Here is a 15,360-nt window from a genome sequence, read left to right as displayed (position 1 = left end):
CTTTCATCCGGGCCTTCCCTTCCTACCGCTACGCCGTCTCCTGTTTGTTCTTGAGCTGTTGGGCGAACAGGCTCCATTCTTGGCTGATGTCGTCGGCCACGGAGGCGACGATGTCCTGCCAGTGCGCCGGGACGGTGTTGAGGAATTCTCGCCACCGGTGCGGATCCGCGGCGTGCAGCGCCATCCACCGGAGGAACTCCTTGCCGCTGTCGGTGTAGCGGACGGCGGGGTCGCCGGCCATCTTGGACGCCACCTGGGGCCACGTGGGCGGTAGGTCAGTGTGGTTCCTGCGGAGCGATGACGTGCCGTTGGCCGTGGGCGCCGTGGGCGCCGTGGTGACGGTGCCGGCATCCTCCCTGGCCGGGTGAGCGGCGGGCCGGGCGTCGGCTGTCCGGGCAATGGCCGTCCGGGCATCGGAGATCCGGGTGGTGGGTCGCTGCTGCGCAGAGGGAGGTTGGACGGAGGGAGGCTGCGCAGAGGGTAGTTCGGAGGGAGGCTGCGCTGAGGATGCGCGGCGCCCGTTGCGCTCCGGGTTCGCGCCTCGGCGCAGGCGGGCGCGGACGTCATGGACCGTGCCGAGGGACACGTCGGTCGCCCTCGCGACCTGCCGGAGCGAGGCGTCGGGATGGGCGTTGATGTAGTCGGCGGTGCGGAGCCTGCCCTCACCGGGAGTGACCGGCCGCCGCTTCCCGTCACGGCCGAGGCGCTTGCCGCCGAGCTGGGTCCCGCCGGCCGACCGGTCGCGCAGCGACGCGATCGTCTTCGCGCTCAGCCCGGTGATGGAGGCGATGGCCCGGTCCGACCAGTCAGGGTGAGCGGCCAGGACGCTCTTGGCTCCGAACATGCGGTCGGTCTTCGACAGTGGCAGTCCGTGCGAGCTGTTGGCCTTCATGGCCAGCACGACCGCTTCGGAGTCGGTGCAGTCGACGAAACGTGCCTTCACGACGGTGTCGCCGCGCCGCTTGGCGGCCTCCAGCCGGTGCAGCCCGTCGATGACCCGCCAGCCCTCTTCCTGGACCAGAAGGGGCGGGAGTTCCACGGTGCCCGACGCGTCCATCAGCAGTTGAACGTGGGCGGCGTTCGTCCCGCTCTGGCGCAGGCCCAGCCCCGGCGACAACGCGCTCACCGCCACCTCGGACGCGGGCAGCTTCTCGAAATTGTTCAAATCCAGCGTGTCCCCGGCGACCGAATCCTCGACATCAGGACCGGCAAAACCGATGCTGTCTGCGACCAGGGCAGTCTGCCCATTGCCAACCGCCATGCTCGGCGCTCCTTCCTGCTACTGCCGTACGCGAACGACTGCCGTACCCGAACGACCTTGCCAAGGACACCTTTAACCACGGTCGACGGCGAATAGATCCTCTCTGGAAAGGCCGTTCAGCAACCATTGAGCGGGTGGTCACGAACACCAGGACATCAGCACTTCCAGCGGATGGTCACCGCCATCGGCGCGCGTTCATCTGGGTGTTCTCTTCAGTTGAACGATCGAGTTGATGACGATGGCCGACGAGTATTGTTCCCATAGGTTCTCAAACTGAGGCAACGAGGCTGGTCATGAACCAAGCGTTGAATGGCACGGCAGGTCGGGAACACCCGGGCCCGCGGCCGGTGATCGGGATATGCGCACGGACGGCTCCGGTCACATTGCAGGGCACCGACATGACCGTCAGCCTTGCGTTCCAGCCGCATATCGACATTCTCGACTCCGTGGGCTGCACTCCCCTGCTGATCCCGCTGCTGCCGGGGATCGAGCGGATCCTCGGGCAGCTGGACGGCTTGCTGATCCCGGGCGGCCCGGACGTGGACCCGGCGCTGTACGGAGGCACGGCGCACCCCAAGACCCGTGGAGCCAGTCCGGCCATGGACGCCGCCGAACTGGCGCTGGTCAAGGCGGCGCTCGACGCCGGCCTGCCCATCCTCGGCATCTGCCGCGGCATGCAGTTGCTCAACGTGCTCCGCGGAGGCACTCTGCACCAGCATCTGCCCGAGATCACAGGTGACGACGGCCACTGTCCCGAAAGCGAGACGTTCACCCTCGGCCGCCACCGCCTGGAGCTGAAGCCCGGCAGCCGGATCGCCCAGATCCTCGGCGACGGCACGGCCGAGGCCGTCTGCCACCACCATCAGGCGATCGATCGGATCGGCACGGATCTCACCGCCACCGCCTGGGCGCCGGACGGTGTGATCGAGGCGGTGGAAGCCATCGATCACCCCTTTGCGGTCGGCGTGCAATGGGAAGCCGGCCATACCGGAAATGAGTGGCTCTATCTCGCCCTCGCCCAGGCCGCCCGAGACGCTTTCGCCGTGCAACTGCCCAGCCGCTGACCACCGGCCGCGCCACCCGGTCCGCACACGTCCGTCCGTCACAACCGAAAGGAAAAGAGAATCGCCATGTTGAAGCTCATCAACACCGGCCTGGGCCGGACGGGCACGACCTCCCTCAAGGGAGCTCTGGAACAGCTGGGTTACGGGCCGTGCTTCCACATGTTCGACATCGTCGGCGACGAAGCACGCATTGCCGAGTGGGAAAAGGTCGTCTGCGAGGGACAGGATCCCGACTGGGAAGCGCTTTTCGCAGGCTACACGTCGGCGGTGGACGGGCCGCCCGCCGTCTACTACCGGGAGATGATGAAGGCGTTCCCCGAGGCGAAGATGGTGTTGACGGTACGCGACGCCGAGCGCTGGTATCAGAGCACCTACGACACCCTGTACCAGTTCGTTCTCATGAACGAGAAGAAGGCGCCGCCGCCCAATTCCCTGCCGGCTCGGATCTATCGCGTGACGAGCACCATGGTCTGGAACGGCCTCTTTGACGGACGGTTCTCCGACAAGGAGCACGCCATCGAGGTCTACCACCAGCACAACAAGGAAATCGCGCAGAACATCGATCCGGACCGGCTGCTCATCTACGACGTGACGCAGGGATGGGAGCCGCTGTGCGCCTTCCTGGGGGTGGATGTGCCGTCAGAGGACTTCCCTCACCTCAACGACACCGAGTCCATGCGCAGGCAGCTCGCGCGCATGGGCGGCGGACCCAGGTGATACGAGCATGGAAGCAATCGAGGTTCCGGTCCTGATCGTGGGCGGCGGGGGATGCGGCCTGTCCGCTTCCGTCTTCTGCTCCGACCACGGCATCGCCCACCTGCTGGTGGAGCGCCACGCGGGCACGTCGACGATTCCGAAGGCGCACTACCACAACCAGCGCACGATGGAGATCTTCCGCCAGCACGGGCTGGACCGGGAGGTGACCGAGCAGGCCGCGCCGGTGGAGACGTTCGGCAAGGTGCGCTGGCTGACCTCACTGGGCGGCGACCGGCCGCTGGACGCGCGGTTGATCCAGGAGCTGGACGGCTTCGGCGGGGGTGTGTCGCACGAGAGGTACGCGGCGGCCGGCCCCATCCTGCCTGCCAGGCTGCCGCAGATCCGGCTGGAGCCGATCCTGCGCCGCCACGCCGAACAGCACAATCCCGGGCGCATCCTGTTCGGCCACGAACTGGTCGCGTTCTCCGACGAGGGTGACCACGTGACCGCCGAGGTCCGCGACGTCGAGACCGGCGAGGCCACCAGGGTCATGGCGCAGTACGTCATCGCGGCCGACGGCGGCCGCACGGTCGGCCCCGCGCTCGGCGTGCGGATGCACGGGCTGCCTGAGATGCGGCGCATCACGACCGTCTACTTCTCCGCGGATCTGTCGGAGTGGTGGCGCGAGGGCGCGCACATGACCCACTTCCTCAACCCGTACAAGGCGGATCTCTTCAGCAACCTCTTCGAGATGGGACCGACCTGGGGAAGGGAGTGCGAGGAGTGGGTCATGCACTTCCACCTCACCGCCGGCGATCCGGCCCGGCTCGACGAGCAGTCGATCGTCCCCAGGATTCGTGAGGTCCTCGGACTGCCGAGCCTGGACGTGACCTTGCACGGGGTGACGAGCTGGACCGTGCAGGGGCTGCTCGCCGACCGCTACCGGAAGGGACGGGTGTTGTTCGCCGGCGACGCCGCGCACCGCCAGCCGCCCACCGTCGGCCTCGGCCTGAACACCGGCATCCAGGACGTGCACAACCTCGTCTGGAAGCTGGCCGCGGTGGTCACCGGCCGTGCTCCCGACCGCCTGCTCGACACATACGAGACGGAACGGCGGCCGGTGGGCGAGCACAACATCGACTGGGCGGTGTCGGCGGCCTCCCACAACCAGGCGATCCTCGGCGCCATCGGCCTCGGCCCGCGCACCCCGCCGGACCGCCGGGAGCAGATGTTCGCCAAGTACTTCGACCCGTCCCCCATCGGCGTGGCCGGGCGGGCGCGGGCTGCGGAGATGTTCGCCACCGCCCGCGGCGGATACCAGGCGCACGACGTGGAGATCGGCTACGCCTACGAGGAGGGCGCGGTCGTCCCCGATGGCGGCCCGCCGCCGCCCCGCGTGCCCTTGCGCGACGTCCACCACCCCACCACCCGCCCAGGGCATCTGCTGCCGCACGCCTGGCTCGAACGAGAAGGACGGCGCCTGTCCACCCATGACCTGACCGGCACCGCCGGTTTCGCGATGCTCACCGGCCCGGCGGGAACGCCGTGGTGCGAGGCGGCCGCGCAGGTGGCGGAGAAGCTCTCCATCCCGATCACCACGGCCCGCATCGGCGAGAACGCCGAGTTCGCCGACGTCGACGGCAGGTGGGAGGCATTCCGGCAGATCACCGATGAGGGCGCCGTCCTCGTACGTCCCGACAACCACGTGGCCTGGCGCAGCACGAGCGGCAGCGAGGATCCGGCAGGCGTCCTGGCCGATGCAGTCGCTCGCGTTCTGCACCACATTCGGTGACCCCGCCCAGACGGCCAACCCAGTCGACCAACCCAGCCGAGCGCGACGGATTCTCGACCGGCCGTCAACCGGCATGGCGGAGATTGTGCAGACAGAGATCGTGCAGGACAGAGCCATTAGGCATGAGGAGAACGTGATGCACAAGGTCGTTTCGCGGGACGGTACGACGATCGCTTTTGAGAGGGCGGGCGACGGCCCCCCGATCGTGCTCCTCAACGGAGCCTTCCGCGATCACACGATCTTCGACGCGTTGGTGCCGGAACTGACGCCGCACTGCACCACCTATGTCTACGACCGGCGGGGGCGCGGCGAGAGCGGTGACGCCCCCGTCTACAGCGTCGAGCGGGAGATCGAGGATCTGGAAGCGGTCATCAACGAGGCAGGGGGCCGGGCGGTGGTGTTCGCCGGGTCCTGCGGGGCGAACCTGGCGATCGAGGCGGCACTGGCCGGTGCTCCGATCACCAAGCTCGCGCTGCACGAACCGTACTTCCGGGTCGAGGGTCATCCGCGGCCCCCGGCCGACTTCATGGCCAACCTCAGCGCCCTGCTGGCGGAGGACAAGCGCGGCGAGGCCGCGGAGTACTTCCTCGCCGAGCTGATGGGGCTGGCCCCCGAGGTGATCGCGGACTGGCGGCGGACTCCGCTGTGGGCGACGAACGAGGCGAACGCCCACACGCTCCTCTACGACACGGCCCTCTGCGGCGACTTCACCGTCCCGGCACAGCGGCTGGCCACCTTGCGGACGCCTGCGCTGGTCGTCAACAGCGACAAGACCGGCGATTGGCTGCGCGCGGCGGCGCAGGCGACCGCCGCCGCGCTGCCCAACGGCCGGGGTGTGCAGTTGCCCGGTTCGTGGCACCGGGTGGAGATGGACGTTCTCGGCCGGGTCCTGGTGGAGTTCGCCACCACCTGACGTGCCGCCACCTCCTGACGTGCAGCCGAACCGTCAGCCGAGCGGCTCCCAGTGGTAGAAGCGGGTGGCCATGGCGTCGGTGGGCGAGCGCCAGGTCGCCGGGTCGTAGGCCTCGATATAGGCCTTCAGATCGTTGCTGATCTGGATGAAGCGGGGGTCGGTCCGCGCCTGAAGGATGCGCTGGCCCCCCTGCTCGTCGTCGAAGTCCTGCAGGTGGAAGTACAGGCCCCGGTAGCAGAAGAGCTCGCGGCGCCGGGTGCCCATCCGGTGCGGCATGTCGGTCTGGTCGAACGCGCTGAAGAGCTCGGCGACCTCCGCCTGCCCCTGCGGTTGGATACGCCCGACTATCAGAGTGCTGTGCATGTGTGCCTTACCGCCTTCACTGGTGATCGAGGATGGAGAACGGAGGATGGGGAACGTCAGTAGTTTCCGAGCCCTCCGCAGACGTTGATCGCCTGTGCCGTCATGGGCGCGGCCGCGTCGGTGGTCAGGTAATCGACGAGGCCGGCCACTTCTTCGGGGGTGGAATAGCGGCCAAGCGGAATCTTCGCCTGGAAGCGTTCGAGGATCGTTTCCTCGGTCGTGTCGAAATGCGCGGCATAGCCCTGCCTCACCCGCTGCGCCATCGGCGTTTCGACATATCCCGGGCAGACGGCGTTGACCGTGACACCGGTCTTTGCGAGTTCCAGGCCGAGCGCCTTGGTGAATCCGATGACGCCGTGCTTGGAGGCGGAATAGGGGGCGCCGAGCACCACACCCTGTTTGCCGCCGGTCGACGCGATGTTGATGATCCGTCCCCAGCCGCGGTCCAGCAGCCCGCCCGACCTGAGCGCCTCGCGGGTCACCAGGAAAACGCTGTTCAGATTGGTGTCGATGACGTCGTACCAGAGCTCGTCGGGGATGTCGGCCGTCACGCCGCCGCCGCTGCGCCCGGCGTTGTTCACCAGGACGTCGACCTGCCCGTACCGCTCCACGGCGGCGCCGACGAGACGCCTGACGTCCTCCGGACGCCGGACGTCCGCGGCCACGCCGTCGACCTCGTAGCCGTTCGACCTCAGCTTGTCCACCGTCTCCTGGACCGACTCGGGGGTCCGTGAGCAGATGAAGACCGTGAGACCGCGCCGCGCGAGGGTCTCGGCGACCGCCAGGCCGATTCCGCTGGTCCCGCCAGTGACCAGCGCGGTTCGCCGTCCATTGTCCGCCATTCTTCTTCCTCCTTCACGTCACTTTGTCAGAGCAGCCTGGCAGGGGTTGCATTAATTTCGGTCGAGCGCGGATAGACCCCGGCTCAGTTCAACTGTGCCGACTCTTCAGTTGAACGGAGCAAGGGAAAGTTGCCGGCAGAAAACGCACGAATCTAATATCGGGCACCAGAGGCTACGAACTCAGGAGGCAAACATGTCCGCATTGCCCATGGTGCGGGACCAGTCTGCCGCGTATTCGCTGCTCGACCTGATTCAGGGTTCAGTGATGACTCAGGCGATTTCTGTCGCGGCCAAGCTCGGCATCGCCGACGTCCTCAGTGACGGACCCTTGTCCGCGGAGGAGGTGGCCGGGCGGGTCGGCTCCGACCCCGAGGCGACGTACCGGCTGCTGCGCACGCTGTCCGGCTACTCGGTGTTCGCCGTCGAGCCGGACGGCCGGTTCGCGCTCACACCGATGGGCGACGCGCTCCGGGAGGACGCGCCGGACTCGATGCGCGGCATGGCCGTCCTGATGAGTCACCCCATGCTCTGGGAAGACTGGGGGCACCTGCTCAGCTCCGTGCGCACTGGCGAGGCCAACCTGCCGAAGCTCCGCGGCATGGGCGCGTACGAATTCCTCGGGGCTCATCCCGAATACGCCGCCGTGTTCTTCCAGGGAATGGGCAGCATCTCGGCCTCGGAGACCGACCCGGTCGTGGCGGCGTACGACTTCTCCCAGTTCCGCACGATCGTGGACATCGCCGGCGGGCGCGGCGGCCTGCTGGCGGGCATCCTCTCGCAGGCGCCGGACGCCCAGGGGGTGCTGGTCGACCGCGAGTTCGCGACCGCGGACGCGCCGCCGGTGCTCGAAGCCGCCGGTGTCGCGGGGCGGGTGACGATCGAGAACGGCACCTGCTTCGACAAGCTGCCGCAGGGCGCGGACGCCTACGTGCTCAAGCACGTCCTGCACGACTTCCCGGAGCCCGAATGCCTGGCGATCCTGCAGAACGTCCGGGACGCCATCGCCCCCGACGGCACGCTGCTCCTGATCGAGTACGTGCTCGGCGGGAACAACGAACGGCACATCGGCAACATCATCGATCTGTGGCTCCTGCTGCTCCTGGGCGCGAAGGAACGCACGCTGCCGGAGTACGAGGAGCTGTTCGCCAAGGCGAACCTGAAGATCTCCAGGGCGATTCCCACCACGTGCCCGGTCTCGATCATCGAGGCGGTGCCCGTCTAGGGCCCGGCGCACCGCGGCCGTCCAGGGCCCGGCGCACCGCGCGGCCGGTCCCTCAGGGCCCACTCCAAAGCTGAGGACTGAGAATGCATACAGACGTAATCATTGTCGGCGGCGGGCCGACAGGGTTGACGCTCGCCGGCGAGCTCCGCCTCGGCGGTGCCGAGGTCATCGTCCTTGAGCGGCTGACGGAGCGGGGCTGGCAGTCGCGCGGCATCGGCTTCACCGCACGCGCGACCGAGATGTTCCACCAGCGCGGCCTGCTCGACCGGCTGGAGAACCCCGAGATCAGCAGGCGCGGGCACTTCGGCGGCGTCCCCATCGACTACGGGGTGCTGGAGGGCGCGCACTTCGGCGTGCGCAACGCGCCCCAGTACAAGATCGAGGAGATGCTCGAGCAGTGGGCGCTGGAGCTGGGGGCGCAGGTGCGCCGCGGCTACACGCTCACCGGCCTGAAGGAGACCGCGGACGGCGTCACCGCGATCACCGAGGGGCCGGACGGGCCCGAGGAATGCTCCGCCCGCTACCTGGTGGGCTGTGACGGCGGGCGCAGCACCGTCCGGCGGCTCGCCGGCTTCGACTTCGCCGGCTCCGCCGCGACCCGCGAGATGTACCTGGCGGACGTCACGGGCTGCGACATCGAGGCGCGGCGGATCGGCCAGCTGCTGCCGAACGGCATGGTCATGGCGGCGCCGCTGGAGCAGGGCTACACCCGCATCATCGTGTGCGAGAACGGGTCGCGGCCGGACGCCGGCGACCAGGTGACCTTCACCGGCCGCCAGGTGAGATTCGCCGACCTCGCGGACGCCTGGCAGCGCCTCACCGGCGAGTCGATCCACCACGGCGAGGCGCGCTGGGTGAGCAGCTTCACCGACGCCACCCGGCAGGTCACCGAGTACCGCCGCGGCCGGGTCCTGCTGGCCGGGGACGCCGCGCACATCCATCTCCCGGCGGGAGGGCAGGGTCTGAGCGTCGGTGCGCAGGACGCCTTCAACCTCGGCTGGAAGCTCGCGGCGACGATCACCGGCCGGGCCCCCGAGGGCCTGCTCGGCACCTACCACACCGAGCGACACCCGGTGGGGGCGCGGGTCCTGCTCAACACCCTCGCCCAAGGGACGCTCAACCTGAACGACAAGTCGGTCGAGCCGCTGCGGACCATCCTGGCGGAGATCATCGAGATCCCGGCGGCGGCCCGGCATCTGATCGGCATGGTGAGCGGCTTCGACGTCCGTTACGACATGGGCGTGCAAGGAGGGCATCCACTGCTGGGCGGGCGGATGGCCGACCGCGAACTGGAGCTCGCCGGCGGCGGCCGCGGCCGTGTCGCGCGGCTGCTGCACCCGGCGCGAGGCGTCCTGATCACCGCCGACGCCTCCGGCGAGACGGCCCGGACCGCCGCCGGTTGGTCCGACCGCGTCGATCTGGTTCAGGTGCGGAACTTCCCCCCTGGACCGGAAGAGGGCGGCGCGGTGACGGAGTCGGTGCTGCTCCGCCCCGACGGATACGTCGCCTGGGCCGCGCCGGACGGGGGCGACCTCGCCGGCGCGCTGCGGCGCTGGTTCGGCGAACCCCGCACGAGCACGGTGCGTGAAACGGAACACGAGATCAACGTCGCGGCTCCCGCCGACCGGGTGTACGCGCTGATCGCGGATGTCGGAACGTGGCCTGAGATCTTCCCCCCGACCGTGCACGCTGAGTGCGTCGAACGGGACGGGAACTCGGAACTGATCCGGCTCTGGGCGACCGCCAACGGCACCGCCAAGACCTGGACGTCCAGGCGCCGGCACGACCCGGACCGCAGAAGCGTCTCGTTCCGTCAGGAGCGGTCCCAGCACCCGGTCGGCGGCATGGGCGGCGAATGGGTGGTGGAGCCGGTCTCCGGATCGGAATGCCGGGTGCGCCTGCTGCACGACTTCTTCGCCGCGAGCGACGACCCCGCCGATCTCGACTGGATCAGCCAGGCGGTCGACCGCAACAGCATGGCGGAACTGCAGGCGCTCAAGACGAGCGCGGAGCTCACCGGACCGGACGGGCTCATCACGTTCGACGACACGGTGACCATCGACGGCACCGCCAAAGACGTCTACGACTTCCTCAACGAGGCTCAGCTCTGGTCACAGCGGCTTCCGCACGTGGCCAAGGTGTCGCTGGAAGAGGAGACGCCCGGGCTGCAGATCCTTGAGATGGACACCAGGACCAAGGACGGGCACGTGCACACCACACGATCCGTACGCGTGTGCCAGCCGTACACCAGCATCGTGTACAAGCAGACCGTCCTCCCCGCGCTGCTCATGCTGCACACCGGCCGCTGGCTCATCGAGGAGCACGACGGCGGGGTGTCGGTGACGTCGCGGCACACGGTGCGGATCAATACCGAGCGCGTCACCGAGGTCCTCGGTGACGACGCGGACGCGCAGACCGCGCAGGAGTTCGTCCGCAACGCCCTGAGCGGCAACAGCATGGCCACCCTGCGCCTCGCCAAGGCCCATGCCGAAGCCTCGGAAGGTAGGAGGGAACATGCAACGCTTTGATGCGGATGTCATCGTCGTAGGGGCCGGCCCCACCGGTCTCATGCTCGCCGGGGAACTGCGCCTGGCCGGAGTCGAGACCCTCGTGCTGGACCGGCTGGCCGAGCCGATGCAGCAGTCACGCGCCCTCGGGTTCTCGGCACGCGCCATCGAGGAGTTCGACCAGCGAGGGCTGCTCCCCCGTTTCGGTGATGTGCAGACCATTCCTTTCGGCCATTTCGGCGGGCTGCCCCTCGACTATCAGGTGATCGAGGGCGGCTCCTACGGGGCCCGGGGGATACCTCAGTCGCGCACCGAGGGGGTGCTGGCCGAGTGGGCCGCCGAACTGGGTGCCGTGACCCGCCGGGATCACGAGGTCGTCGGGCTGACCGCCGGTGACGACGGGGTCGAGCTGGACGTCGTGGCTCCGGAGGGCCGCAAACGCCTGCGCGCTCGTTACGTGGCGGGCTGCGACGGCGCTCGCAGCACCGTCCGCAAGCTCGCCGGCGTCGATTTCCCCGGGACCGATCCGGCCGTCGAGCTGTGGTTCGCCGACGTGACCGGGTGCCCCCTGCGGCCGCGTTTCGCCGGCGAGCGCGTCCCCGGCGGAATGGTCATGGTGCTGCCGCTGGGCCCGGAGGCCCGGCGCGTCATCCTGTACGAGCGCGGCATGCAGCGGCAGGGCGACGGGCCACCGAGCTTCGCCGAGATGACCGCCGCGTGGAAGCGGCTGACCGGCGAGGACATCAGCGGTGCGCAGCCGCTGTGGACCAGTTACACCACCGACGCCAGCCGGCAGGCGGCGCAGTACCGGCAGGGACGGGTGTTCCTGCTCGGCGACGCCGCGCACATCCACCTGCCGATCGGCGCCCAGGGAATGAGCGCGGGCATCGGCGACGCCATGAACCTGGGGTGGAAGCTCGGCGCCGAGATCAACGGCCACGCGCCTGCGGACCTGCTGGACACCTACCACGCCGAGCGGCACCCCGTGGCGGCCCGCATCCTCACCAACACCCTGGCCCAGCGCCTGCTGTACCTCGGCGGCGACGAGATGAACCCCACGCGGGAGATCATGGCCGAGCTGCTGGCGCACGAGGAGGTCCAGCGGCTGCTGGTCGGCATGGTCACCGGCCTGGACATCCGGTACGACGTCGGACAGGGCGATCACCCGCTGCTCGGCCGGCGGCTGCCCGGCGTCGAGCTCGCGGGCGACTTCGCGCCGTCCGGCACGGTGAACGCCCTCCAGCTCCTGAACGCCGGGCGCGGCGTCCTCCTCGACCTTGGCGGGGGCGCCGAGGTGTGCGCCGCCGCCGCGCCGTGGACCGACCGGATCGACGTCATCACCGCGGCCTCGCCCACCGCGGGCGCGCTCGCCGATGTCGAGGCCGTGCTGGTCCGGCCGGACGGTTACATCGCGTGGGCCGGCTCTGGCGGCTCCGGCCCGGCCGGCCTGCCGGACGCCCTCCACCGCTGGTTCGGCATGCCACACGAGAGCCGCCGGACCGCCACTCACGCCACGGCGCCCGTCGCGGCGCCCGCCACGACGGCCGCCCAGTCGTAGCCAGCGCAACCAGAGGATGCGAGGACACCATGCCGTACATCAATCCCGAGGACGGGTACCTGACGGTCATCAATCTGTTCAAGACCGACACGTCGGAACGAGTCGACCGGCTGGTCAGCGAGATGCGGGCGATCGTCGACACCGCGGCGTTCCCCGGCTGGATCTCCAGCACCGTGCACCGGGGCCAGGACAGGCTGGGCACCGCGAACTTCATTCAGTGGCGCGGAAAGCAGAACCTGGAATCACGGTACGCGGGTGATGAGTTCAAGCACCGCACGGTGCCGGTCTTCCAGGAGATCACGACGTTCATCCGGCTGATGCAGACCGAGGTCGAGCTGAGCCGGCGACACCCGTCACAGGGCGACGCCACCGAGATCTCCCCCGACCGCGACGACTACACGGTACTGGAGATCATCGGGGTGGAGCCCGCCGACCAGACCGATCTGATCACCACGCTCGGGGCGGCCCACGAGTGGCTGGTGGACGTGCCGGGTTACCGGTCGCAGAGCGTGCTGCGGGGCATCCGCTCCCGGGGTCCCGGAGACGGCGGCCTCACGGCCATCGGCAGCGACAACGACTTCGTGGCGGTCTATTCGCAGTGGGACGGCAAGCAGTCGTACGACACGTTCCGCGCGATGGCCGGGGCCGAGCAGCCCGCCGCACGCCGCAAGTCCGAGGACAAGCGGAACTCGCTGACGACCGCGCTCGACTGGAACACCTATCGGGTCGTCCACAGCCGGTCCGCGCCACAACCCGTGGTGGCCTGACACCCGCTGCCCGGAAGGAGACGGGACCGGAAAGAGACGGGACATGGACGCATCCAACGGGGCGGGACCGCGCCTCGGCGAGGTCGCGGCCGAAGACTGGTCACGGCTGTCCGCGACGCTCCGCCGCCACGGCTGGCCGCTCACGCTGGAGAGCTACCGGCAGGCGGCGGGGCTCATCCACGAGCCGTGGCTGCCCCCGGTCGCCCACGACGATCCGGCGTACGAACTGCTGCATCTCGGTGAGGCCGGCGCGGCGGTGCCGGCCGACCTCCGCAAGGCGCTCGACGGACTCGGGCTCGGGCCCTCGGTCCCGTTCCACCTGACGTCCGCCCGGGACCTCTTCATGGTCGGCGACCACCATGACCGTCCCGAACGCTGCGGGGTCTATGTCGGGAAGGACGGCATGCAGATCGTCGACCGGCTGCTGAGCCACCGGGGCGGCGGGCGCGCGCTCGACGTCGGATCGGGCTCGGGGTTCACGAGCGTCGCCATGGCCGCCGGCGGCTTCCGGGTGACCGCGATCGACATCAGCCGGGCGTGCGTGGCCGCGACCCGCGCGGCCGCCGCCCTCAACGGCCTCGACGACCGGATCGACGTACAGTGCATGGACGCGGCCGACGCGCTGGAGGGCGGCGGCTACGAGATGATCGCCGCCAATCCGCCGGGTGCCCCCGTACCGCCGGGGCTGCGCTACTTCCCCGCCGGGAACGGCGGGCCCGACGGCAGGCAGGTCATCCGCGCCGTCTTCACCGCGAGCCGGCGCGCCCTGCTCCCGGACGGCGTGCTCGTCATGCGGTTCGAGAGCATCGGCGACGAGGCCGGACCGTTCGCGGTCGCCGAGATCGACGAGTGCGCGGCGGACGCCTCGGTGCTGGTCACCGTCGAGGAACGGCTGCCCATGCGAGTGCGCAGCGGCGTCTCGGCGCGGTGGTCCGCTCCGCACAACCCCGATCTGCAAGCGGACAGGCTGCTGGAGATCCTGGACGCGCACGCGGAGTCGCTCGGCGCCCGGTACTTCTACACCTGCTTTCTCGTGCTGCGCCGCGACGGGCTGGGCAGACGCGCCGTCATGCCGTTCACCCGGCCGGCGTCCCGGACCGCCGAGCCGAACCCGGGCCGGCCGCCGACCGGCTTGTCCGAGCTGCGATGGCAGCCGTACCAGCGGCTCTTCGCCGAACGGCGCGCGGAGGCGGCCGACGCGGCCCGGCGGCTGGGCGACCCGGTGGCCGCGGTCGCCGAGGTGTTCGCCGACGCGGTCGCCGCGGACTCGATCAACAGCCGCAGCCTCTTCCATTTCCTGGACGAACTGCAGCCGGTCGACCGGGTGTAGCTCTGCTGAACATGAAAGGACGACGTGATGGCACCGGAAAGAGTCGCTTCGAAACCTGCCGAGGACCGCCTTCTCTACGGTTCCGTGGACGTGATCCTTGCGCCGGTCCAGGGCAAGGACCGGCGCCGCGAACTGCCGAAGGAGATCTTCGTCAAGCGTCCCGGCGTCTTCAGCCTCAAGTTCGGCCTGGCCATGACGCTGGTGGTCGCCGGCTGGGTCGCGATGGCGCTGTTCCCCACCTGGCCGGTGATCGTCGTGGCCGGACTGGTGCTCGGTCTGGCCTACGCGCACCTGGTGGAGCTGCAGCACGAGTGCCTGCACGAGCACGCGTACGGCAGCCGCCGGCTGAACCGGCTCGTGGGCTTCCTCTGCGGCGTTCCGATGCTGAGCTCGTTCTGGCACTACAAGTACGAGCACCTGCGCCATCACGCCTACCTCGGCACCCCGCGGAACCAGGAGTTCTTCAACTACCGGTTCCATGATCTCGACAGCGTGCCCGGGTTCCTCCGCGGCTGCTTCCACCTCGGCCGCTACGGGGAGGTGTTCACCGACATCGGGCGCAGCCTACTGGGCCGCACCGTTTCCGGGGTGACCAAGACCTCCGCCGCGAAGAAGATCCGTACCGAGTACCTGCTGTTCGCGGTGGTCCTGGTGATCGCGGTGGCGTTCACCGTCGTCACCCGGAGCCCGCTGATCCTGTTCGCATGGGTGCTGCCGACGCTCCTGGTCGCCGAGCCGACGCATTTCCTGATCGAGTTGCCGGAGCACTTCGGCCTCAACACCCAGACCGATCCGAACGTGCTGACCAACACGCGTACGATCCGCGCGGGCCGGTTCGCCCGCTGGTTCACCAACGGCAACGACCTCCACACGGCCCACCACTTCCACCAAGGCGTGCCGATGGCGCGGATACCCGAACTGCACGGCCTCATCCAGGAGCGCATCGCGACGGTTGAATCGTCCTATTGGTCGTTCTACAGGAAGGTCCTGACCGGCGAACTGCGCTACCAGAACGCCGCGGAGAACTGCATGACCCGGTAGCGGC

The 15,360-nt window shown here is 69.2% G+C and carries 13 protein-coding genes; 10 read left to right on the top strand and 3 right to left on the bottom strand.

What is annotated here, in order from left to right; all coding sequences use genetic code 11:
* Window positions 1-28: 28 nt before the first annotated feature.
* The gene (locus tag F8566_RS33245; protein ID WP_151565833.1) at window positions 29-1,261 is read right to left on the bottom strand and encodes a ParB/RepB/Spo0J family partition protein; all 1,233 of its coding nucleotides are present in this window, start codon (window positions 1,259-1,261) and stop codon (window positions 29-31) included.
* Window positions 1,262-1,554: 293 nt separating this feature from the next.
* On the opposite strand from F8566_RS33245, the gene F8566_RS33240 reads away from it, so the two are divergent.
* The 4 genes from F8566_RS33240 (at window position 1,555) to F8566_RS33225 (ending at window position 5,726) form a co-directional block, all read left to right on the top strand.
* On the top strand, window positions 1,555-2,325 hold the full coding sequence (locus tag F8566_RS33240; protein WP_151565832.1) for a gamma-glutamyl-gamma-aminobutyrate hydrolase family protein: 771 nt from the start codon (window positions 1,555-1,557) through the stop codon (window positions 2,323-2,325).
* Between the two features lie 66 nt (window positions 2,326-2,391).
* A complete protein-coding gene (locus F8566_RS33235) occupies window positions 2,392-3,042 on the top strand; it encodes a sulfotransferase family protein (RefSeq protein ID WP_151565831.1) in 651 nt (216 codons plus the stop codon).
* A gap of 7 nt (window positions 3,043-3,049) precedes the next feature.
* The gene (locus F8566_RS33230) at window positions 3,050-4,813 is read left to right on the top strand and encodes an FAD-dependent monooxygenase (protein ID WP_151565830.1); all 1,764 of its coding nucleotides are present in this window, start codon (window positions 3,050-3,052) and stop codon (window positions 4,811-4,813) included.
* A gap of 136 nt (window positions 4,814-4,949) precedes the next feature.
* Window positions 4,950-5,726 (top strand): alpha/beta fold hydrolase, encoded by a 777-nt coding sequence (locus F8566_RS33225; RefSeq protein ID WP_151565829.1) that lies wholly within the window; start codon window positions 4,950-4,952, stop codon window positions 5,724-5,726.
* A 33-nt stretch (window positions 5,727-5,759) separates the two neighbouring features.
* On the opposite strand, the gene F8566_RS33220 is transcribed toward F8566_RS33225, so the two are convergent.
* Together F8566_RS33220 and fabG are read right to left on the bottom strand one after the other, a co-directional pair.
* Window positions 5,760-6,089: a TcmI family type II polyketide cyclase gene (locus F8566_RS33220; RefSeq protein WP_151565828.1), complete on the bottom strand. Its 330-nt coding sequence runs from the start codon at window positions 6,087-6,089 to the stop codon at window positions 5,760-5,762.
* 56 nt (window positions 6,090-6,145) lie between these two features.
* The gene (fabG, locus tag F8566_RS33215) at window positions 6,146-6,931 is read right to left on the bottom strand and encodes a 3-oxoacyl-ACP reductase FabG (RefSeq protein ID WP_151565827.1); all 786 of its coding nucleotides are present in this window, start codon (window positions 6,929-6,931) and stop codon (window positions 6,146-6,148) included.
* A 193-nt stretch (window positions 6,932-7,124) separates the two neighbouring features.
* Between fabG and F8566_RS33210 the strand changes: the two genes are divergently transcribed.
* The 6 genes from F8566_RS33210 (at window position 7,125) to F8566_RS33185 (ending at window position 15,356) form a co-directional block, all read left to right on the top strand.
* Entirely contained in the window at window positions 7,125-8,153 is a 1,029-nt protein-coding gene (locus F8566_RS33210; protein ID WP_225993731.1) for an acetylserotonin O-methyltransferase, read from the top strand.
* Between the two features lie 83 nt (window positions 8,154-8,236).
* Window positions 8,237-10,681, top strand: a complete 2,445-nt coding sequence (locus tag F8566_RS51725) for an FAD-dependent monooxygenase (protein WP_151565826.1) — start codon at window positions 8,237-8,239, stop codon at window positions 10,679-10,681.
* Entirely contained in the window at window positions 10,668-12,218 is a 1,551-nt protein-coding gene (locus F8566_RS33200) for an FAD-dependent monooxygenase (RefSeq protein WP_151565825.1), read from the top strand. The genes F8566_RS51725 and F8566_RS33200 overlap by 14 nt, the downstream gene beginning before the upstream one ends.
* A gap of 29 nt (window positions 12,219-12,247) precedes the next feature.
* The gene (locus F8566_RS33195; RefSeq protein WP_151565824.1) at window positions 12,248-12,985 is read left to right on the top strand and encodes an antibiotic biosynthesis monooxygenase; all 738 of its coding nucleotides are present in this window, start codon (window positions 12,248-12,250) and stop codon (window positions 12,983-12,985) included.
* 43 nt (window positions 12,986-13,028) lie between these two features.
* Entirely contained in the window at window positions 13,029-14,315 is a 1,287-nt protein-coding gene (locus F8566_RS33190) for a methyltransferase (RefSeq protein ID WP_151565823.1), read from the top strand.
* A 27-nt stretch (window positions 14,316-14,342) separates the two neighbouring features.
* Window positions 14,343-15,356 carry a fatty acid desaturase family protein gene (locus F8566_RS33185; RefSeq protein WP_151565822.1) on the top strand — a complete coding sequence of 338 codons (1,014 nt, stop codon included), beginning with the start codon at window positions 14,343-14,345 and terminating at the stop codon, window positions 15,354-15,356.
* Window positions 15,357-15,360: the final 4 nt, after the last annotated feature.

Origin of the sequence: Actinomadura rudentiformis (genome assembly GCF_008923185.1) — a bacterium.
Lineage (GTDB): Bacteria > Actinomycetota > Actinomycetes > Streptosporangiales > Streptosporangiaceae > Spirillospora > Spirillospora rudentiformis.
Note: the sequence above shows the minus strand (reverse complement) of the source record. Positions and strands in the feature narration are given on the sequence as shown.